At 62.5% G+C, this 18,855-nt stretch carries 22 protein-coding genes; 16 read left to right on the top strand and 6 right to left on the bottom strand.

The annotated features are described in order from the left end of the window. The first annotated feature begins 3 nt into the window (after positions 1–3). Genes glnB through luxS form a run of 3 tightly spaced genes read left to right on the top strand, consistent with a single transcriptional unit; the run spans position 4 to position 1,469 of the window. On the top strand, positions 4–342 hold the full coding sequence (glnB, locus tag I6L45_RS03360; protein ID WP_005308848.1) for a nitrogen regulatory protein P-II: 339 nt from the start codon (positions 4–6) through the stop codon (positions 340–342). A 5-nt stretch (positions 343–347) separates the two neighbouring features. Then, positions 348–941, top strand: coding sequence for a transglycosylase SLT domain-containing protein (locus I6L45_RS03355; protein WP_209279864.1), 594 nt, complete (start codon positions 348–350; stop codon positions 939–941). Between the two features lie 18 nt (positions 942–959). Further along, positions 960–1,469: an S-ribosylhomocysteine lyase gene (gene luxS / locus I6L45_RS03350; RefSeq protein WP_011704660.1), complete on the top strand. Its 510-nt coding sequence runs from the start codon at positions 960–962 to the stop codon at positions 1,467–1,469. Between the two features lie 59 nt (positions 1,470–1,528). Here the strand turns inward: luxS and I6L45_RS03345 are convergent, their stop codons facing one another. Further along, a complete protein-coding gene (locus I6L45_RS03345; protein WP_043757713.1) occupies positions 1,529–2,551 on the bottom strand; it encodes a GGDEF domain-containing protein in 1,023 nt (340 codons plus the stop codon). 133 nt (positions 2,552–2,684) lie between these two features. On the opposite strand from I6L45_RS03345, the gene rnr reads away from it, so the two are divergent. From rnr to I6L45_RS03320, 5 genes are all read left to right on the top strand, one after another. Next, positions 2,685–5,078, top strand: a complete 2,394-nt coding sequence (gene rnr, locus I6L45_RS03340) for a ribonuclease R (protein WP_216983451.1) — start codon at positions 2,685–2,687, stop codon at positions 5,076–5,078. Then, positions 5,075–5,824: a 23S rRNA (guanosine(2251)-2'-O)-methyltransferase RlmB gene (gene rlmB / locus I6L45_RS03335; RefSeq protein ID WP_134694841.1), complete on the top strand. Its 750-nt coding sequence runs from the start codon at positions 5,075–5,077 to the stop codon at positions 5,822–5,824. Before rnr ends, rlmB begins: the two co-directional genes overlap by 4 nt. A gap of 7 nt (positions 5,825–5,831) precedes the next feature. Beyond that, complete coding sequence (locus I6L45_RS03330; protein ID WP_043757721.1) at positions 5,832–6,401, top strand: Crp/Fnr family transcriptional regulator; 570 nt, start codon at positions 5,832–5,834, stop codon at positions 6,399–6,401. 56 nt (positions 6,402–6,457) lie between these two features. Next, complete coding sequence (locus I6L45_RS03325; RefSeq protein WP_210549513.1) at positions 6,458–6,913, top strand: GNAT family N-acetyltransferase; 456 nt, start codon at positions 6,458–6,460, stop codon at positions 6,911–6,913. 100 nt (positions 6,914–7,013) lie between these two features. Then, a complete protein-coding gene (locus I6L45_RS03320) occupies positions 7,014–7,850 on the top strand; it encodes a DMT family transporter (RefSeq protein WP_216983450.1) in 837 nt (278 codons plus the stop codon). Positions 7,851–7,895: 45 nt separating this feature from the next. On the opposite strand, the gene I6L45_RS03315 is transcribed toward I6L45_RS03320, so the two are convergent. Beyond that, on the bottom strand, positions 7,896–8,744 hold the full coding sequence (locus I6L45_RS03315) for a hypothetical protein (protein ID WP_216983449.1): 849 nt from the start codon (positions 8,742–8,744) through the stop codon (positions 7,896–7,898). 111 nt (positions 8,745–8,855) lie between these two features. Further along, positions 8,856–10,079, bottom strand: coding sequence for an Nramp family divalent metal transporter (locus I6L45_RS03310; RefSeq protein ID WP_216983448.1), 1,224 nt, complete (start codon positions 10,077–10,079; stop codon positions 8,856–8,858). A 236-nt stretch (positions 10,080–10,315) separates the two neighbouring features. Between I6L45_RS03310 and rpsF the strand changes: the two genes are divergently transcribed. From rpsF to I6L45_RS03290, 4 genes are all read left to right on the top strand, one after another. After that, on the top strand, positions 10,316–10,702 hold the full coding sequence (gene rpsF, locus I6L45_RS03305; protein ID WP_005331771.1) for a 30S ribosomal protein S6: 387 nt from the start codon (positions 10,316–10,318) through the stop codon (positions 10,700–10,702). A gap of 32 nt (positions 10,703–10,734) precedes the next feature. Beyond that, positions 10,735–10,965, top strand: a complete 231-nt coding sequence (rpsR, locus tag I6L45_RS03300; RefSeq protein WP_005313392.1) for a 30S ribosomal protein S18 — start codon at positions 10,735–10,737, stop codon at positions 10,963–10,965. Between the two features lie 52 nt (positions 10,966–11,017). Then, complete coding sequence (gene rplI, locus I6L45_RS03295) at positions 11,018–11,464, top strand: 50S ribosomal protein L9 (RefSeq protein WP_043757734.1); 447 nt, start codon at positions 11,018–11,020, stop codon at positions 11,462–11,464. Positions 11,465–11,577: 113 nt separating this feature from the next. Further along, complete coding sequence (locus I6L45_RS03290) at positions 11,578–12,321, top strand: ferredoxin--NADP reductase (RefSeq protein WP_216983447.1); 744 nt, start codon at positions 11,578–11,580, stop codon at positions 12,319–12,321. Positions 12,322–12,375: 54 nt separating this feature from the next. Here the strand turns inward: I6L45_RS03290 and I6L45_RS03285 are convergent, their stop codons facing one another. Both I6L45_RS03285 and I6L45_RS03280 read right to left on the bottom strand, forming a co-directional pair. Further along, on the bottom strand, positions 12,376–12,711 hold the full coding sequence (locus I6L45_RS03285; protein WP_043757739.1) for a hypothetical protein: 336 nt from the start codon (positions 12,709–12,711) through the stop codon (positions 12,376–12,378). A gap of 18 nt (positions 12,712–12,729) precedes the next feature. Beyond that, positions 12,730–13,026 carry a hypothetical protein gene (locus I6L45_RS03280; protein WP_216983446.1) on the bottom strand — a complete coding sequence of 99 codons (297 nt, stop codon included), beginning with the start codon at positions 13,024–13,026 and terminating at the stop codon, positions 12,730–12,732. Positions 13,027–13,284: 258 nt separating this feature from the next. Between I6L45_RS03280 and I6L45_RS03275 the strand changes: the two genes are divergently transcribed. Next, complete coding sequence (locus tag I6L45_RS03275; protein WP_216983445.1) at positions 13,285–14,289, top strand: Preprotein translocase subunit SecY; 1,005 nt, start codon at positions 13,285–13,287, stop codon at positions 14,287–14,289. A gap of 48 nt (positions 14,290–14,337) precedes the next feature. Here I6L45_RS03275 and I6L45_RS03270 read toward each other — a convergent pair whose 3' ends face one another. Then, on the bottom strand, positions 14,338–14,496 hold the full coding sequence (locus I6L45_RS03270; protein WP_167332216.1) for a hypothetical protein: 159 nt from the start codon (positions 14,494–14,496) through the stop codon (positions 14,338–14,340). Positions 14,497–14,561: 65 nt separating this feature from the next. Here I6L45_RS03270 and I6L45_RS03265 point away from each other — a divergent pair, with 65 nt between their 5' ends. From I6L45_RS03265 to I6L45_RS03255, 3 genes are read left to right on the top strand one after another with little or no spacing between them, the layout of a single operon-like run. Further along, entirely contained in the window at positions 14,562–15,536 is a 975-nt protein-coding gene (locus tag I6L45_RS03265; protein WP_216983444.1) for an NADP-dependent oxidoreductase, read from the top strand. Further along, positions 15,533–15,970 carry a YqaA family protein gene (locus I6L45_RS03260; protein ID WP_216983443.1) on the top strand — a complete coding sequence of 146 codons (438 nt, stop codon included), beginning with the start codon at positions 15,533–15,535 and terminating at the stop codon, positions 15,968–15,970. Before I6L45_RS03265 ends, I6L45_RS03260 begins: the two co-directional genes overlap by 4 nt. 27 nt (positions 15,971–15,997) lie before the next feature. Beyond that, positions 15,998–18,811, top strand: a complete 2,814-nt coding sequence (locus I6L45_RS03255) for a pitrilysin family protein (protein WP_216983442.1) — start codon at positions 15,998–16,000, stop codon at positions 18,809–18,811. Positions 18,812–18,855 lie beyond the last annotated feature (44 nt).

Raw genomic sequence — 18,855 nt, 5'->3', positions numbered from 1 at the left:
ACCATGAAGAAGATTGAAGCCATCATCAAACCGTTCAAGCTGGACGATGTGCGCGAAGCCCTGGCCGAGATCGGCATCAACGGCATGACCGTCTCCGAAGTGAAAGGCTTCGGTCGCCAGAAAGGCCACACCGAACTCTATCGCGGTGCCGAGTACATGGTCGACTTCCTGCCCAAGGTGAAGGTGGAGCTGGTGGTCCAGGACGAGGATCTCGATGCCTGTCTGGAAGCTATCCAGAACACCGCCCGAACCGGCAAGATTGGTGATGGCAAGATCTTTGTCTGCGAGGTGGAGCGCGTCATTCGCATCCGTACCGGCGAAGAGAACGAAGACGCGATCTGATGTGGATGCGTCTCGCCGTGGTGGCTGGCCTGGTGTTTGGTCTGACCGCCTGCAGTACCCGCCCGCCGGCCCAGCCAGAAAACCTGTGCCAGATCTTTCGCGAGAAGCCTGACTGGCACAAGGCGGCGCTCAGGATGAACGAGCGGTGGGGAACGCCGGTGCAGGTGGTGATGGCCATGATGTATCAGGAGTCCTCCTTCGTACACGATGCCCAGCCGCCGATGCAGTACTTCCTCTTCATCCCGACCGGACGGGCGAGTTCCGCCTACGGCTACGCCCAGGTGAAGGACGAGACCTGGGATGATTACCAGCGGGAAACCGGGAACGGCTGGAGTGATCGGGACGACTTTGCCGACGCCATCGATTTCATGGGCTGGTACACTAGCAAGGCACAACGGCTCAATGGCACCTCCAAGTGGGATGCCTATGGCCAGTATCTGAATTATCACGAAGGCTGGGGTGGCTACCGACGTGGCAGTTACCGCAGCAAGGGGTGGCTGATGAAAGTCTCCCGCAAGGTGGAGGCCCGAGCCCAACGCTACGGCGCCCAGTATCGACAATGCAAGGATCAGCTGCCCAGCGGGGGCTGGTTCTCGTAACCACATCAGGAGTCAGAAATGCCGTTATTGGACAGTTTTACCGTCGACCACACCCGCATGGCAGCCCCTGCAGTGCGGGTGGCCAAGACCATGCAGACCCCGAACAAGGACACCATCACAGTGTTCGACCTGCGTTTCTGCGTGCCGAACCAGGAGATCCTCTCCGAGCGCGGCATCCATACCCTCGAGCACCTGTTTGCCGGCTTTATGCGTGACCATCTCAATGGGAATGGGGTCGAGATCATCGACATCTCTCCCATGGGATGCCGCACCGGCTTCTACATGAGCCTGATTGGCGCACCGGATGAGGCCCGTGTCGGCGCCGCCTGGCAGGCCGCTATGAGCGACGTGCTGACCGTGCAGGAGCAGGGCAAGATCCCCGAGCTCAACGAATATCAGTGCGGCACCTACAGCATGCACTCCCTGGAAGAGGCGCACGCCATCGCCCGCCACGTGCTGGAGCGCGGCATCGGCGTCAACCGCAACGACGAGCTGGCCCTGCCGGAAGAGAAGCTGAAAAGCCTCTGATCCTGGTGTGGTGAGCATGAAAAAGGCCGGTCATTGACCGGCCTTTTTCGTATGGAGGTTCAGGAGGGCAATGGCATCACCCGGTTGCGGCCCAGCTCCTTGGCCTTGTAGAGCAGCTTGTCGGTGCGCTCGACCAGGCTGTCGCCCGTCTCCTGGCCGCTATATTCTCCCACGCCGAAAGAGGCGGTGATGTGGTCGATGCGCCGGCCAGACTTGCGATCCAGGATCGACATCCGCTCTATGATGCGACGCAGGCTTTCGGCCATCTGGCGGGTCAGCGCAAGGGCTCGGTTCGGCACCAGTATTGCAAACTCCTCACCGCCGAGGCGATAGGCCGTGATCCCCTCCTTGCTGGCTTCTCGAAGCCGCTTGCCGACGATGCGCAGCACCTGGTCACCGAGCAGGTGGCCATACTCGTCGTTGAAGCTCTTGAAGCGATCGATGTCGGCCATGATCAGCGAGAAGGGCCGTTTGCTGCGGATCAGGCTGTCCAGCTCCAGATCGAAGGCACGGCGGTTGAGCAGGTTGGTGAGGGCATCCTCGTTGGCCAGCTTGCGGGTCTCGTTGAGTGCCTCGCGCAGTTCCTTGATCTCCTTCTCGGCGTTGCTGAGCTGGCTGCGAAAGTGCAGGGTGGACATGCGTACGTCCCGCGACTCGCGTACCAGCTCCCGCAAGATGGCCATGGTGTCGTCCAGGCTCAGCCCCTCGTCGTCGATGAGACTCAACTTGTCGAAGCTCTTGTCGAGCATGGCCTGGAACTGGCCGGTATCCACCAGGGCGTCATGCATGGAGCTACCGAGCTCATTGGCCATGGCGGCGAGGCTGAGCTTCATCTCCTCGAGCTGTCGCTCGTCCTGGCTGGCGAGGTGCTGGTGATAGAGACGCTCACAGGTGGAAAGGGAGAAGGTGCCCTGTAGCTTGATGGCCTGATCGATGGCCTGGTTCAGCTCGGGCATGTCGCCGGAGACATAGTTGTACCAGAGGTGGTAATTGTGCGGCGTGGTGGGGATTTGATACTTGATCATCAGGGGTACCGCCTGTTTCAAATAGGCGGCAGATTGGGCGAACGAGTCCTTGCTCATGAGTTCCGAGTCTCACATACCTGCAAACTGCGGCCAGTATGACAGAGAGAATGGCCAAAAGGCAGTCGATGGATGCCATTAGCTCCCCCCTTCGATATAATGTCTGCGTAACTACCTACCCTAAGGCCTGCTTATGTCTCAAAAAGATCCTTTCCTCCAACGCGAGGCCGAAAAATACGAAAATCCCATCGCCAGCCGCGAGATGCTGCTGGAGCTCATCAAGGGCCATGAAAAACCCATGTCCCGTGAAGAGCTGGCCAAGGTCCTCAAGCTGACCGAGGAAGAGCCGTTGGAAGCCCTTCGCCGTCGTCTGCGCGCCATGGAGCGCGATGGGCAACTGGTATTCACGCGCAACCAATGTTACGCCCTGCCGGATCGTCTGAATCTGGTCAAAGGCTATGTGCTTGGCCACAAAGATGGATTCGGTTTTCTGCGTCCCGAAGGTGGTGGAGCGGATCTCTTCCTGAACAACCGCGAGATGCAGCGTCTGATGCACGGCGACTATGCTCTGGTGCAGCCGACCGAAATCGATCGCAAGGGGCGCCAGGAGGCGCGTCTGGTGCGCCTGCTCAAGGCTCGCGAGGCGGACATCGTCGGTCGCTACTTCGTCGAGAATGGCGTGGGTTTCGTGGTACCCGACGACAGCCGCATCGGCCAGGACATCATCATCCCGGAAGGGGAGAACAAGGGCGCTCGCCAGAGCCAGGTCGTGGTCGTGCGCATCAACCAGCGTGCCACCGCCCGTTTCAATGCGGTCGGTTCCGTGCTGGAGGTGCTGGGTGAGAACATGGCTCCGGGCATGGAGATCGAGATCGCCCTGCGTACCCACGGCATCCCGCACACCTGGCCCGAGGAGGTAACCAAGGAGGTTGCCGGTCTGGGCGAACAGGTGCCGGAGAAAGCCAAAGAAGGCCGCATCGACCTGCGTGCCCTGCCGCTGGTCACCATCGACGGGGAAGATGCCCGCGACTTCGATGACGCGGTCTTCTGTGAAGCCAAGCGCGGGGGCGGCTGGCGCCTCTGGGTTGCCATTGCCGACGTCTCCGCCTATGTGAAGCCGGGCACTGCCCTCGACACCGAAGCCTACCAGCGCGGCAACTCCGTCTACTTCCCGGAGTTCGTGGTGCCCATGCTGCCCGAGGTGCTCTCCAACGGCCTCTGCTCCCTGAACCCCCAGGTGGACCGCCTCTGTATGGTGTGCGAGATGACCATCTCCGCCGCCGGCCGCATGTCTGGTTACAAGTTCTACGAAGCCGTGATGAACTCCCACGCTCGTCTGACCTACACCAAGGTGGCGGCGATCCTGGACGGGGATCCCAAGCTGCGTCAGCAGTATGACCCCCTGGTGGGCCACATTGAAGAGCTCAACAACCTCTACAAGGCGCTCAAGCATGCCCGTCACCAGCGCGGTGCGGTGGAGTTCGAGAGCGAGGAGACCCGCTTCATCTTCAACGCCCAGCGCAAGATCGACCGCATCGTGCCGCTGGTGCGCAACGACGCCCACAAGATCATCGAAGAGTGCATGATCCAGGCGAACGTGGCCGCCGCCCGCTACATCGAAAAGAACGAGGCCTCCGCTCTGTTCCGGGTGCACGACCGCCCGGGCGAGGAGCGCCTCACCGGTTTCCGTGACTTCCTGGCCGAGCTCGGCCTGGAGCTCAAGGGGGGCCTGGAGCCCGAGCCGAAAGACTTTGCCGAGCTGGCCGCCAAGTTTGAAGGGCGCCCGGATGCGGAGCTGCTCTCCACCATGCTGCTGCGCTCCATGCGCCAGGCCATCTATCAGGCCGACAACATCGGCCACTTCGGTCTGGCCCTGAAGTCCTACGCTCACTTCACCTCGCCGATCCGTCGCTACCCCGACCTCATCCTGCACCGGGCGATCAAGTACCAGACCGCCAAGGAGCAGCAGGGCAACCTGCGCCACAAGTGGACCCCGAGCGGTGGCTACCACTACCAGCTGGAAGAAGTGGACCCGATGGGCGAGCACTGCTCCATGACCGAGCGTCGTGCCGACGACGCCACCCGCGATGTGGCCGACTGGCTCAAGTGCGAGTACATGCTGGATCATGTGGGTGACGAGTTTGACGGCGTCATCGTCAGCGTCACCGGCTTCGGCTTCTTCGTGCGCCTGGCCGAGATCCACATCGACGGTCTGGTGCACGTCAGCACCCTCACCAACGACTACTACCAGTTCGACCCCCTGCACCAGCAGCTGATCGGCGAGAACTTCCGCCGTCGCTACCGTCTGGGTGACAAGGTGCGGGTCAAGGTGATGGGCGTGAACCTGGACGATCGCAAGATCGACTTCGTGATGGTGGAAGAGCCGCTCAAGGCCACCGGCAAGAACGCCAAAGAGATGGCGCGCAAGCAGGCCGAGATCAAGAAAGAGAAGGCCAAGAGCGCCCAGCGCCACGAGAAACGCAAAGAGGGCAAGGAGAGCGGCAAATCCGACAAGGGTGGCCGTGCCAAACCCAGCAACAGACGACCGAGCAAGAAGGCTCGCGACAAGGCCAAGAGCACGAAATGAGTACTGAATTGATCTACGGCATTCACGCCGTCTCCGCGCTGCTGGAGCGTACCCCCGAGCGCTTCATCGAAGTGTGGGCCCTCAAGGGCCGCGATGACGAGCGGCTGCAGCCCCTGCTGGCGGAGCTGGAGTCCCTCGGCATCAGGGTGCAGAGCGTGAACCGCAAGACGCTGGATGACAAGGCGGAAGGCAACAATCACCAGGGCATCATGGCCAAGGTCATTGAAGCGCCCAAGCTGGCTGAGCACGATCTGGCCAGCCTGCTGGACGGTCTGGCGGCGCAAGAGACTGCGCCCTTCCTGCTGGTGCTGGACGGCGTGACCGATCCGCACAACCTCGGTGCCTGCCTGCGCAGTGCCGATGCGGCCGGGGTGCATGCGGTGATCGTGCCGCGGGACAAGGCCACCGGCCTGACGCCCATCGTGCGCAAGGTGGCTTGCGGCGCCGCCGAGGTGGTGCCGCTCATCCAAGTCACCAACCTGGCGCGCAGCCTGCGCGAGCTGCAGGAGCGCGGTGTCTGGATCGTCGGTACCGCCGGCGAGGCGGATCACGACCTCTACCAGGCGAAACTCACCGGCCCCATGGCGCTGGTGATGGGCGCCGAAGGCAAGGGCATGCGCCGACTGACCCGCGAGCACTGCGACGAGCTGGTGAGCATCCCCATGGCGGGGGCTGTCTCCAGCCTCAACGTCTCGGTGGCGAGCGGTGTCTGCCTGTTCGAAGCCGTGCGTCAACGTCGCGGCTGATCGGGCGATGACCGACAGACCCCCCTTCGACTGGGATCGGGTCGCAGATGAGCAGGAGGCCGCGCGCCTCCTCTCTTTTGCCCGGCCGTTGACCCTTTCCCCCAAATCTTGCCTCTGGCATGCCGGAGACAGCCCGGCACTCCTGGTCAGAGTGGAGGAGGGGCTGCTGCGGGCCAAGGTGGTGCTGGCGGATGGCCGCGAGTACATCAAGGAGTTCTACTGGGAGGGGGACGAGTTTCTCGATTTCCACCACCTGCTCAGCGGGGACCCCGCCCGTTACAGCGTGGAGGCGCTGGAGCCCTGCCGGCTGCAGATCTTCGCACTGGCAGATCTGCGCACGCTGTCCTGCTGGCCCACCTGGTATCAGCATCTGCTGGCCGTGCAGCTGCGTATCAAGGAGGAGAAGGAGCTGTTGCTGCTGACCGGGAGCCCCCAGGCCCGCTATCAGCATTTTCTCGCGAGTTTCCCCGCGCTGGATGCCAGGGTGCCGGATCACCTGATTGCCGCCTATCTCGGCATTACCCCCATCAGTCTGAGCCGCATTCGCAGGCGGTTGAAAGCGCTTAACCAAGGTTAATGACGTCCCTCGGGCGCGGGACTATGCTGGCGGGCCGCATTCACAAGGAGCTATCCATGAACTGGACCCTGAAATCCTGGTCGGAACTGACCACGGACGAGTTGTACGAGTTACTGGCCCTGCGGGCCGAGGTGTTCGTGGTGGAACAGACCTGCCCCTTCCAGGATCTGGACGGGCTGGATCGCCGCGAGGGGGTCTGGCATCTGCTTGGCCATCAGGGGGATCTGCTGGCCGCCTATGCCAGGATCATGGCCCCAGGCGTGGGCGATGAGACGGGCTCTGCCATCGGTCGTGTGGTGACCTCGCCCAGGGCGAGGGGGAATGGCCTTGGCCACAAGCTGCTCGACGAGGCAGTGGCGGCGTGCCTGGGACGTTGGCCCGCGCACAGCATCTGGCTGGGAGCCCAGGCCCACCTGCAGGGCTTCTATGGCCGGCACGGCTTTGTGGCTGAAGGGGAGGGGTATCTTGAGGACGACATTCCCCACGTGGGCATGCGCAGGCAGCCTGCCTGATCAGTCACATGGCGGGAAAGTGGACGGCCATGCGCCGGCTCTCACATTGTGGTGATGCAAACGAGTATGATGGCGCTCCCCTGTCGTTCGGAACCCCGTCGTGACACTCTCTATCTTCTCGGCCATTCTGCTGGCCGCCTTGCTGCACGCCCTGTGGAACGCGCTGGCCAAGCGCCAGGCAGCGGGGCGGGTCAGCGTACTCCTGGTCTCCCTCTGCTCCGGGCTGTTTTCCCTGCCTTTCCTGCCCCTGGTGGGGCTGCCGGCCACAGTGGAATACCCCTGGCTGGCGCTCTCCATCCTGCTGCACTGCGGTTATTGCCTGTTTTTGGGACGTGCCTACCGGCTGGGCGAGTTTGGCCAGGTCTATCCGCTGGCCCGGGGCTGTGCTCCCCTGATGACCCTGTTGTTCGGTGCTCTGCTGCTTGGCGAGGTGCCCGGGACGGTGGCGGTGTCGGGGGCCCTGGTGCTGGTGGGCGGGGTGCTGCTGATGGCATGGCGAGGTGGTCTTCGGCTCGCTCCGGCCGCCCTGCAGGCGGTACTGATCACCTCGCTCTTTACCGCCGCCTATACCCTGTCTGACGGCATGGGGGCCCGCTCGGCCGATGCTCCGGTACGCTACACCCTCTGGCTCTTTACCCTGACCGCCCTGATGATGCCGCTGCTGATGCGATGGCAGGGTCGCACGTCCCTGCGCACCCTGACCTGGGCCGACTGGTACTCGGGGGCGCTGGGTGGTGCCCTATCGCTTCTGGCTTATGGCATCGTCATCTGGGCCATGACCCGAGCCCCCATCGGTCTGGTGGCGGCCCTGCGCGAGAGCAGCGTGCTGTTCGCCGTGCTGCTCTCCTGGGGCTGGCTGGGGGAGCGGTTGGGGCGCGCCCGGTTGATGGCGGCCCTGGTGATCCTCGGCGGGATCCTGCTGATCCGCCTCGGCTGATGAAGAGCGACGCCAGACCGCAATAAGCCAGGCCCGGCGCCTGGCTCAGGGGGTGACCCGGGTGGTGAGGATGAACCCCTCTTCACAGGGGGCCAGTTGCACCTGTACCTGCCCCAGTTCGGCCAGGCTGCCCACATGGGTGCCGCCGCAGGGAATGGTCAGCTCTCGTTCTTCCAGCACACCATGCCAGTAGCGCGAGTCGATGATGGCCTCGCCGGCCCGGCTGCGGCGGATCTCGCCCCCCGCAGCCAGCCAGTCGGCGAGCTGCCGGTTGACCTGCTCTTCCACCTGCGCCAGCTCCGCCTGCAGGGCCTCACCGTTGACCCCCTTCTTGCGCAGGCTCTTGCCGATGCGGTACTGCTCGCGGGAGCCGAGAGGCTCGACCCGGGAGCGCTGGATGGCGAGGCGATCGAAGTCGGGTTGATCCAGGGCGTCCCGCTCGCTCACCTCCTTGCGCCAGTAGGGGGTGAGCACCCGGTTGAGGGCGAGGGCAACCAGATGGCAGGCGCTGTGACCCAGGCTCAGGGCATGGCGTGCCTCGGCATTCACCTTCAGTGCTACTTGCGTGCCGATAGCAAGCTGGTGGGAACCGGCGAGGGGATGCACCACCACGAAAGCCCAGCCCTCGGCGCCCCGCTTGACCGGGATGGCCTGATCCACGAACAGCTCGCCTGCCGGGCTGATGGCCCCCATGCGGCAGGGGCCGATGCTCGCCTCGCCCCCCTCCCAATGCACTGTGCCCTGGTCCCCGGGTTGATCGGGCCAGAGGTGGCTCTGGGGATGAAAGGGGGTGAGATCGGTGACGAGCAGGGTAGGTTCCCCCTGCTCGCAATAGATGACGCTGGCCTGTTCCTGATGATGACCCAGCACGAAGCTGACCCGGGTATGTTCCATGGCAGGGCTCCCGCAACGATTAATAGGAAGGAAAAGCGGCAGCATACGCGAAAGTGCGAAGAGGCTCATTAACCGGTGTTAACGAGCCTCCAGCAGGGGCAGGGCAAGGCGCTAGATCATGGTGACCAGCAGGTAGGCGTTGAGGCCTGTCACCAGGGCGACGATGAGACGCCCCACGGCCTGGGTCAGCGGGTGATTGCGATGCTCCCCCATCAGGGCGCGATCGCCGGTCAGGATCAGCAGGGGAATGAGCGCGAGCGCGATGCCGAAGCTCAGGATCACCTGGCTCAGCACCAGGATCTCCGTGGTGTTGAGCCCCATGGCGATCACCACGAAGGCGGGGGCCATGGTGATGGCCCGGCGCAGCCAGAGCGGGATGGTGAAGCGCACGAACCCCTGCATCACCACCTGGCCGGCCAGGGTGCCCACCACGGTGGAGGAGATGCCGGAGGCGACCAGGGAGAGGCCGAACAGGGTGGCGGCGGCCGGTCCCAGCAAGGGGGTGAGAGTCTGGTAGGCGGTTTCCAGCGCTGCTACCTGCTGGTTGCCCGAGGCGTGGAAGGCGGCCGCGGCCATGGCCATCATGGCCAGGTTGACGAAACCGGCGATGGTCATGGCGATGGCCACGTCGACCCGGGTGCTGTGCAGTCGCTGGTGGACTGATCCCTTGTCATGGGTGTGCTGGGTCAGTGCCGAGTGCAGGTAGATGACGTGGGGCATCACGGTCGCCCCCAGCACGCCGGCAGCCAGATAGACGGCATCCCCGTTGGGCAGATCGGGGAAGAGGGCGCCCTCCAGCAGGCTGGGCAGGTGGGGGCGGGAGAAGACGAGCTCGACGATGTAGGCGGCAGCGACGAACAGCAGCAACCCGCCCACCACGAACTCCAGCGGCTTCTGACCGCGGGACTGCAGCATCAGGATGCCCCAGGTGACCACGGCGGTGATGCAGGCACCCTCCAGCAGGGGGACGCCGAAGAGCAGCTTGAAGCCGACCGCAGCCCCGATAAATTCTGCGAGGTCCGTGGCCATGGCGATGATCTCCGCCTGCACCCAGTAGGCCCAGACGGCCGGTCTGGGCAGCCTGTCGCGGATATGTTCCGCCAGATTCTTGCCGGTGACGATGCCGAGCTTGGCGGACAGCGTCTGTACCAGCATGGCCATCAGGTTGGCCCACACCACCACCCAGAGCAGCTGGTAGCCGAAGGTGGAGCCTGCCTGGATATTGGTGGCGAAGTTGCCCGGATCTATGTAGCCGATGGCGGCGATGAAGGCGGGCCCGAGCAGGGTCAGCTTGAATTTTCGGGCCGGAATGGCCGTGGTCACTGCGGGTTGCATGCTGTCATCCTCCATGGGGATATGAGGAGAGCATAGATCTAAGTGATAATCATTATCAATTGAAGTTTTGCATCAAGGTGATAGAGAAAAACATCTGTTGACGCCAGTTGCAGTGGCTGAGGTGATTTCGTACAATACGCCGCCCTAGAAAGCAGCGTCTAAACACCACTATGTTCCTTGCCTCCGAGGTCTGGCTGCACCTGGGCGGAGGCTGAATTAATCCGTAAGGAGCTAAAATGCGTCATTACGAAATCGTCTTCATGGTTCATCCGGACCAGAGCGAGCAAGTACCTGGCATGATCGAGCGTTACACCGGCGCTATCACCACCGCTGGTGGCACCATTCATCGCCTGGAAGATTGGGGCCGTCGTCAACTGGCTTACCCGATCGACAAGCTGCACAAGGCTCACTATGTTCTGATGAACGTAGAAGCCGAGCAGGCCGTTATCGATGAGCTGGAAACCAACTTCCGCTTCAACGATGCCGTTATCCGCAACATGATCATGCGCACCAAGCACGCCGTGACTGAAGTTTCTCCGATGGCCAAGGCCAAGGAAGAGCGCTTCACCCGTCGTGACGACGAGCGTCGTGAAGATGCTGTTGAAGCATCTTCCGAAGAGTAATTCTTAGATCACCGCATTAGAGGATAAAGGCCATGGCACGTTATTTCCGTCGTCGTAAGTTCTGCCGCTTCACCGCCGAGAACGTTACCGAGATCGACTACAAAGATATCGTTACTCTGAAAAACTACGTCACTGAATCTGGCAAGATCGTACCGAGCCGTATCACCGGTACCCGCGCCAAGTATCAGCGTCAGCTGGCACGCGCCATCAAGCGTGCTCGTTACCTGGCTCTGCTGCCGTACACCGATCTGCACAACAAGTAAGAATCGGTCCGGCGCTTACGCCTAACTCAACGAAATTTATAGAGGAAAGGTAATGCAAGTTATCCTGCTCGATAAGATCGCCAAACTGGGCGGTCTGGGTGACCAAGTTTCTGTTAAAGCTGGTTATGCCCGTAACTACCTGATCCCGCAAGGCAAAGCTGTTATGGCCACCAAGGCCAACATCGAAGCCTTCGGTGCTCGCCGCGCTGAGCTGGAAGCCAAACTGGCTGCCAACAAGGCTGCTGCCGAAGAGCGCGCTGCCAAGCTGGCCGAACTGGCTACCGTGGTTATCGCCTCCAAGTCTGGCGACGAAGGCAAGCTGTTCGGTTCCATCGGTACCCGTGACGTGGCTGAAGCCATCACTGCTGCCGGCGTAGCCGTTGCCAAGAGCGAAGTCCGCATGGGCAACGTTCTGCGTAACACCGGTGAGTACGAAGTTGCCGTTCAGCTGCACGCTGACGTCAAGGCAACCGTACAAATCCAGGTTGTTGCTCTGTAATAGCGTCTCGCTTTGCAGAAAAAACCCGCGCACTTGCGCGGGTTTTTTTCTTTTTGAATCAAGCGGGGATCAAAGGGTAGAGTGAAGGTTCCGTTCCTCTGAAGGAGAACCTTATGGCTGCCTGGGTTGAAGGTCGGGTCATCGATCGCATCGAGTGGACCCCCACTCTGTTCTCCCTGCGGGTAGAGGCAGAACTTGCCCCCTACAAGGCAGGGCAATTCACCAAGCTGGCCCTGCAACGGGGCGAACAGCGGATCCAGCGGGCCTATTCCTTCGTCAATCCCCCCGACATGCCCTACCACGAGTTTTATCTGATCGAGATCCCGAATGGCGAGCTGAGCCCCTCCCTGGGTGCCCTGCAGGTGGGGGATTCCGTGCTGGTGCAGTCCCAGGCGACCGGCTTTCTGACGCTGGACGAGGTACCGGCCGGGCGGGATCTCTGGCTGCTCTCCACCGGTACCGCCATCGGTCCCTTCCTCGCCATGCTGGCACAAGGGGAGGCCTTCGAGCGCTTCGAGCATCTGGTGTTGGTTCACGGGGTACGTACGGGAGAAGAGCTCACTTATCTGTCTCTAATCGCCAGTTTTTCCGAGCGCTACGGCGCCCGTTTCTCCTATGTGCCCTTTGTCAGCCGCGAGTTCTGGCCTGGGGCCATGGCCGGCCGGATCCCGGCCGCCATCACCAGTGGCCAACTGCAGGAACGGGTGGGTCTCACGTTTTCCCCAGAACAGAGTCAGGTGCTGATCTGCGGCAATCCCGACATGGTGAAGGAGACCCAGCAGACCCTGATAGGGATGGGGCTGGCCAAGAACCTGCGACGAACCCCCGGCAACATCAGCGTGGAAAATTACTGGTAGGCAGAATGCGAACAGGGGCCAATGGCCCCTGTTTCACGCTGACCGATGGCCCGATCAGTGTTTCTTGTTGCCTTTGTCCTTGGACTTGTTGTGACCCTGGCCCGGGTTGTTGCCGCTGTGGATGCTGCGGTTGTAGTGATCCCGGTATTTGCCATCGATCTTGTCGCAATTGAGCTTGAGTCTGCTGTCACCTATGCCGAGATCCAGGCAGTTGTGCTGCCACCAGTCGTACTCCTTGTCATCCCAGTCGACGTTCAGCTTCACGTTGTCGGTGGAGATACGGATGCCATCGCCATCTTTGGAGTGAGGGGGAGCAGCAAATGCGGCGCCATTGACCAGCAGCAGGGAGAGCAGCAGGGCGTGTTTGTTGAGCAGGAATTTGTGAGTCATGGCGAGAATTCTCCTTGGTTACTGGTCGTTGCCCGTGTCGACTGGGATCTGGTTGGTGCTGGGAGGATGATTGCGCTGCTCTGTGTCATCGAGATCGACCTTCATTCCCCGGCATTCAGAAGGGATCACATCGTTCATGCCCAGATCGAGGCAATCGGCTTGTGACCAGTGATATTGCTTGTCATCCCAGTCCAGGTTGAAGGTAAGCGCATCGACGGAGAACGTTGAACCGCCCTCTTCTTCATACTGTGACATGGCCTTGGCCGCGCCGGTAACCAGAAGAAGGGAGAGTAACAAGGTAGTCGTTCTGTTCATGATGGCCTCGGTTGATTGTCATTGCGGGTCAGTCTATTCCAGCCGGGCTGAATCCGGACGGAACCGTGCCCCATCTCATCATATTATTCAGTTCGGCAAGAAAGTGTACCGGCTTTTTGTTGTCGATTTGTCCGTTTTGGTCGCACTCTGGGCAGCTGATCGTCCATATGCGGGAATTCGGGGATTTGCCCTTCTCTCCGGGGGCTCGCTGACTATAATCGGCAGCCAACTTTTCCTGCACGTTGCACCCTTTTTATCATGACCACACAGGTTTCTGCCGTACTGCGCTATCCCAAGGGGTGGTTTGCCCTCACCACAGTGTACAGTTTTACCGGGCTGGCCATTCTGGCCTCCATCGTCTTCTCCCTGTTGCTGTTTCTCTCCATCGATGACAACCCGCTGATGAAGTGGCTGTTCGGCGGCCTGGCCATCATCTTCGAGCTGGGCAAGTTCTATGTCTGGTACGAATACGGTGAGTGCAAGGCGCGGCGGGATCTGGGGGGCGCCTTCTGGTCGCTGCTCTTCTACTGCGTGCTGGCCGCCATCTCCATCGGCGGCAGCATCGGTGGCATCAACAGCGCCACCAACACCATCCTGAACCAGCAGGCGCGCCATGAGCGGGAGATCGCCCGCTTCGACGAACAGATCGCCAGCATAGAGCGGCAGATCCAGCTCAACGAGGAGGCGGCTCGCAAGTACATCGAGATGGCGCGCATCTCCAGCGGTGTCAACGGCTTGCAGCAGGCCAATACCAAACTCAGGCTGCGTCAGGACGAGCTGCGCCAGGAGCGGGACGCCAAGCCGCTGGGGGAGCAATCCTCCATGCTGGGGCTGATGAGCAGCCTGGCGGACGGGGTGGGCATGAGCATCAGCCAGGTGCAGTTCCTGCTGGTCTGTTTCCTCTCCGTGTTGCTCGATGCGTTTGGTGCCTTCTTCGTCAGTCTGATCGGCGAGGAGAACCGCTTTCGCCGCAGCTGGCTCTGGCAGCGAGAGCGGGAACAGGCGGAGGCCAGACGCGCAGAGCCGGCGCCGGTGCCGGCAATGCCGGTGGTGGCAAGCCGACCGGAACCCGAGCCGGCGGTGGTGGCCCAGGTGCGGGATGCGCTGGAGAGCGGCGAGCTCAAGTGCAGCAAGCGCAAGGTGGCCGAGGCCCTGTCACTGTCCCTGGAGGAGGTCGACAGGGTATTCCAGCACCTGCTGGCACAGGGGGTGCTGGGGCAGGGCAGCAACCGTCACTATCATCTCAACCAGCAAGCGGGTTGAACATGGGCCACCCTCGGGTGGCCTTCTTATTGACCCGTGGGCACGGCGTCAGTGGGTGAGCACCATCATCAGGCTGAGGAAGGCGGCAAGCCCGCCACCGATGGCGATGATCCAGTAAAACCCCTTTGCCCCCTGCTTGAGCGGGATGCGGAAGTAGAGCAGAAACGCCCACCACCCCAGCGCCAGCAACAGAGGGATAAGAAACATTCGAGCCATGGTGTCCTCGCTGTTATTCTGTTGACCCTTGATCAATCAACAGGATGGATTGTGCAATGACGCAGCTTCAGATTACCGCATTCGGCGACCCCTCGGTACTCAGGCTCAACCCTTCCCTGGACAAGGTGCCCGCCGAGGGCGAGGTCCGGGTGCGCATCTGCTTTGCGGGGGTCAACCCCATCGATGCGAAGACCCGGGCCGGCCTCGGCTGGGCGGCAGCCCAGAACAAGGACAACCTGCCCTGGACGCCGGGCTACGATGTCTCCGGCTTGGTGGAGAAGGTGGGGCCCGGTGTCACCGTGCTGGCCGAAGGGGATCGGGTGTGCGGCATGGTGGGGTTCCCGCTCTCGGCCGGTGGCTATGGCGAGTCCGTGGTGGTGCGTGAAGAGGAGCTGGTCAAGCTGGACGGGGTCAGCCTCAGGCAGGGGGCGGCGCTACCGCTGGCGGGCCTGACCGCCTGGCAGGGGCTGTTCGAGCACGGCGGCCTCAAGGCCGGGCAGAAGGTGCTGATCCTGGCCGGGGCTGGCGGCGTCGGTCACCTGGCGGTGCAGTTTGCCAGCGCCTATGGCGCCGAGGTGCTGGTCACGGCCAGCCGTGACAACCACAGCTTCCTGCACGGTCTGGGGGCCAGCCAGATGATGGACTACCACGACGCCGACTGGCCCGCCCAGGTGGTGGCCGAGGGTCCCGTGGATCTGGTGCTGGACCTGGTGGGAGGCGAGAGCGGCAAGGCGGCGCTGGCCTGCGTCAGGTCGGGCGGCCGTCTGGTGACGGTGCCGACCATCACGGCCCAGCAGATCAAGGACGCGGGGGCCGGGCTCGGGGTCGAAGTACTCGGCATGCTGGTCCATCCAGATCACAAGCAGCTGACCCAGATGCTGATGCTGCTGCGTCAGGGGGATGTGCAGATCACCGTCTCCGGTGAATTCCCCCTGGCGGAAGGGGCGCTGGCCCACCATGCCATCGAGGATGGCCATGTGCGCGGCAAGCTGCTGCTGCGCATGCCCGCCGCCGACGGCCAGCCGGGATGAGCGAGTTCAGCGAAATGGGGCTTGGCTGGCTGTTTCTGAGCGCCTTCACCTCGGCCACCCTGCTGCCCGGCAGCTCCGAAGTGCTGCTGGGGGCCATGGCGACCCGGGGGGAGTGGAGCATGGCAAGCCTGTTGCTCTGGGCGACGCTGGGCAATACCCTGGGCTCCATGACCACCTGGTGGCTCGGCTGGCTCGCCACCTACAAGAAAAAACCGGAAGATTTTCAAGGCCGTGGGGAACAAAAGGCACTCTCCTGGCTCAAACGTCATGGCCACTGGTGTCTGCTGCTCGCCTGGACACCCGTGGTCGGCGATGGTCTCTGTCTGCTGGCCGGCTGGCTGCGCCTCTCCTTCTGGCGCTCCCTCATCTTGATCGGGCTCGGCAAACTGCTTCGTTATGCCCTGGTGTTTCTGCTGGCCAGTCAGATCCTCTAGCCCTTTTTTGTCACTCACGAGGTAACCGTGAACAAACTCATTCCATTAAGCCTGCTGCTGGGCTTCACGCTGCCGGTGCTGGCGGCCCCCACTCTGGTGTCGGAGCAGGTCAAGCAGGAAGGCAAGCTCGGCATTCCCTACCAGATGTACCGGCTCGACAACGGCCTGACCGTGATCCTGGCGCCTGACAAGTCCGATCCCCTGGTGCACCTCGACGTCACTTATCACGTAGGATCGTCCCGCGAGACGGTGGGCAAGTCCGGGTTCGCCCACTTCTTCGAGCACATGATGTTCCAGGGCTCCAAGCACGTGGGGGATCAGGAGCACATGCGGATCATCAACGAGGCCGGTGGCGACATGAACGGCACCACCAACCGGGATCGCACCAACTACTACGAGACAGTGCCGGCCAACCAGCTGGAGAAGGTGCTCTGGCTGGAGGCGGATCGCATGGGCTTCCTGCTCGACGCGGTGAGCCAGAAGAAGTTCGAGATCCAGCGTGCCACCGTCAAGAACGAACGGGCCCAGCGCATCGACAACCAGCCCTATGGCCTGGTGGGCGAGAGGGTGGGGGAGGCGCTCTATCCGCGCACCCACCCCTACTCCTGGCAGCCCATCGGCTATGTGGAGGATCTCGACCGGGTCGACGTGAACGACCTCAAGCAGTTCTTCCTGCGCAGGTATGGTCCGAACAACGCCACCCTGACCCTGGGGGGCGACTTCGACAGCAAGCAGGCCCTGGCCTGGATCGAGCAGTATTTCGGCCCCATTCCCCGTGGGCCCGAGGTGGCCAAGCCGACGCCCCAGCCCGCGACTCTGCCAGAGACCCGCTACGTGACGCTGGAAGACAAGGTGCACCTGCCGCTGCTCTATGTCAGCTACCCGACCGTGTCGCTCGGTGACCCGCAGGAGCCGGCGCTGGACATCTTCGCCGACGTGCTCGGCGGCTCAGCCAGTTCCATGCTCTACCAGTCCCTGGTCAAAACCGGCAAGGCCATCGAAGTGGGGGCCTCCCACTCCTGCGAGGAGCTGGCCTGCACCCTGGCGGTCTATGCCTATCCCAACCCTGCGGTGGATGGCAGCCTCAAGACTCTCAAGGGGGAGGTGGACAAGGTGATCGGCGAGTTTGCCCGGCGTGGCATCAAGCCGGCGGATCTGGAGAAGGCCATCAGCAGCTATCGTGCCTCCGCCATCTGGGGCCTCGACAGCATCGAGGGCAAGGTGAGCCAGCTGGCCATGGGCCAGGTGCTGGCCCGGGATCCCGACTATGTGTTCAAGAACCTGGATGCCATCGCCCGGGTCAAGGGGTCTGATGTCCAGGCCGCCTACGACAAGTTCATCGCGAACAAGCCCGCCGTGGTGCTGAGCGTGGTACCCAAGGGCAAGACGGATTGGCAGGTCGCCAAACCCAACTTCACTCCTGCCAAGCGCGAGCTGCCTGACTACAGCAAGCATGGGGAGGCGCTGGCCGAGCGACCGGTGAAAGACAGCTTCGACCGCAGCGTGCAGCCCAAGGCGGCCGAGGCGGTGAGCGTCAAGGTGCCTGCCATCTGGCACGGCAAGCTCGACAAGAACATCGAGATCATCGGCACCCACAGCGACGAAATTCCCGCGGTCTCCATCATGATCGCTCTGCCGGGGGGCATCCGGGCCGAAGGCAAGGGGGAGCTGGGGCTTGCCAGCCTCACCGCCGCCATGCTGGAGCAGGGCACGAAGCGCCTCTCCGAGGCCGAGCTCAGCGACGAGCTGCAAAAGCTCGGGGCCAGCATCAGCGTCTCCAGCGCCCAGTACAACAACCTCATCACCATCAGCAGTCTGGTGGACAAGCTGCCCCAGACGCTGGATCTGGTACGCGAGGTGCTGCTGCAGCCCGGCCTGCGTGAGGCGGATTTCGAACGTCTCAAGGCGCAGACGTTGCAAGGGATGAAGCAGAGCGAACAGCAGCCCGAGTGGCTGGCGGGCCAGGCCCTCCGCGAGCTGGTCTATGGCAAGCAGAACCGCCTCGGCCAGCCCACAGACGGGGTGCTGGCAGATGTGGAGAAGCTGACCCTGGCGGACGTGAAGCGCTTCTATCAGCACTATTACAACCCGACCAATGCCAAGGTGGTGGTGACCGGGGACGTGACAGCCCAGCAGGTAGAATCCGGTCTCGCCTTCCTGACCCAGTGGCAGGGGGCAGTGCCGACCCTGGGGGATCTCAAGCCCAAGGGGGATCAGGCCAAACCGGGCATCTATCTGGTGGACAAGCCGGGGGCGCCCCAGTCGGTGATCCGCATCGGCCGCCGGGCCATGGCGTTCGACACCACGGGTGACTACTTCATCGCGAACCTGATGAACTTCAACCTGGGGGGCAACTTCAACAGCCGCATCAACCTGAACCTACGGGAAGACAAGGGCTACACCTATGGGGCGAGCTCTGGTTTCCAGGCCAACCGCGAGGCGGGCGTGTTCGCCACCGGCGCCAACGTGCGGGCCGATGCGACCGTGGATGCGATCCGCCAGTTCCTCAAGGAGATGGACGGTTATCGCGCCAGCGGGCCGACCCCGGTGGAGCTGGCCTATATGCGCAGTGCCGTCTCCCAGCAGGATGCTCTCTCCTACGAGACGCTCGGCCAGAAGGCGGGTTTCCTGCTGCAGATGATCATGTATGACCTGAAGCCGGACTATGTGCAGGCCCAGAACAACCTGATCAAGACGGTGTCACCCGAGACGCTCAAGGCGAGCGCGGCCCGCTGGCTCGACCCGGCCGACATGGTGATTGTGGTGGTGGGGGACAAGCAAAAGCTTGAAAAACCCCTGAGCGAGCTTCATCTTCCCATCTATCCACTGCAACTGCCCTGAGGGGCGTCGCAAAAAATGAGTGCCGCCCCAGGTGGGGCGGCCAT

This window comes from Aeromonas sp. FDAARGOS 1415 (genome assembly GCF_019048365.1).
Taxonomy (GTDB): Bacteria; Pseudomonadota; Gammaproteobacteria; order Enterobacterales; family Aeromonadaceae; genus Aeromonas; species Aeromonas taiwanensis.
Note: the sequence above shows the minus strand (reverse complement) of the source record. Positions and strands in the feature narration are given on the sequence as shown.

Coding starts and splice junctions, on each gene's coding strand:
- I6L45_RS03290 (WP_216983447.1), top strand. CDS start 11,578: ATGGCTGCCTGGGTTGAAGGTCGGGTCATCGATCGCATCGAGTGGACC.
- I6L45_RS03275 (WP_216983445.1), top strand. CDS start 13,285: ATGACCACACAGGTTTCTGCCGTACTGCGCTATCCCAAGGGGTGGTTT.
- I6L45_RS03285 (WP_043757739.1), bottom strand. CDS start 12,711: ATGACTCACAAATTCCTGCTCAACAAACACGCCCTGCTGCTCTCCCTG.
- I6L45_RS03280 (WP_216983446.1), bottom strand. CDS start 13,026: ATGAACAGAACGACTACCTTGTTACTCTCCCTTCTTCTGGTTACCGGC.
- luxS (WP_011704660.1), top strand. CDS start 960: ATGCCGTTATTGGACAGTTTTACCGTCGACCACACCCGCATGGCAGCC.
- I6L45_RS03355 (WP_209279864.1), top strand. CDS start 348: ATGCGTCTCGCCGTGGTGGCTGGCCTGGTGTTTGGTCTGACCGCCTGC.
- rpsF (WP_005331771.1), top strand. CDS start 10,316: ATGCGTCATTACGAAATCGTCTTCATGGTTCATCCGGACCAGAGCGAG.
- I6L45_RS03345 (WP_043757713.1), bottom strand. CDS start 2,551: ATGAGCAAGGACTCGTTCGCCCAATCTGCCGCCTATTTGAAACAGGCG.
- rnr (WP_216983451.1), top strand. CDS start 2,685: ATGTCTCAAAAAGATCCTTTCCTCCAACGCGAGGCCGAAAAATACGAA.
- glnB (WP_005308848.1), top strand. CDS start 4: ATGAAGAAGATTGAAGCCATCATCAAACCGTTCAAGCTGGACGATGTG.
- I6L45_RS03260 (WP_216983443.1), top strand. CDS start 15,533: ATGAGCGAGTTCAGCGAAATGGGGCTTGGCTGGCTGTTTCTGAGCGCC.
- I6L45_RS03325 (WP_210549513.1), top strand. CDS start 6,458: ATGAACTGGACCCTGAAATCCTGGTCGGAACTGACCACGGACGAGTTG.
- I6L45_RS03330 (WP_043757721.1), top strand. CDS start 5,832: ATGACCGACAGACCCCCCTTCGACTGGGATCGGGTCGCAGATGAGCAG.
- I6L45_RS03270 (WP_167332216.1), bottom strand. CDS start 14,496: ATGTTTCTTATCCCTCTGTTGCTGGCGCTGGGGTGGTGGGCGTTTCTG.
- rpsR (WP_005313392.1), top strand. CDS start 10,735: ATGGCACGTTATTTCCGTCGTCGTAAGTTCTGCCGCTTCACCGCCGAG.
- I6L45_RS03265 (WP_216983444.1), top strand. CDS start 14,562: ATGACGCAGCTTCAGATTACCGCATTCGGCGACCCCTCGGTACTCAGG.
- I6L45_RS03310 (WP_216983448.1), bottom strand. CDS start 10,079: ATGCAACCCGCAGTGACCACGGCCATTCCGGCCCGAAAATTCAAGCTG.
- rlmB (WP_134694841.1), top strand. CDS start 5,075: ATGAGTACTGAATTGATCTACGGCATTCACGCCGTCTCCGCGCTGCTG.
- rplI (WP_043757734.1), top strand. CDS start 11,018: ATGCAAGTTATCCTGCTCGATAAGATCGCCAAACTGGGCGGTCTGGGT.
- I6L45_RS03315 (WP_216983449.1), bottom strand. CDS start 8,744: ATGGAACATACCCGGGTCAGCTTCGTGCTGGGTCATCATCAGGAACAG.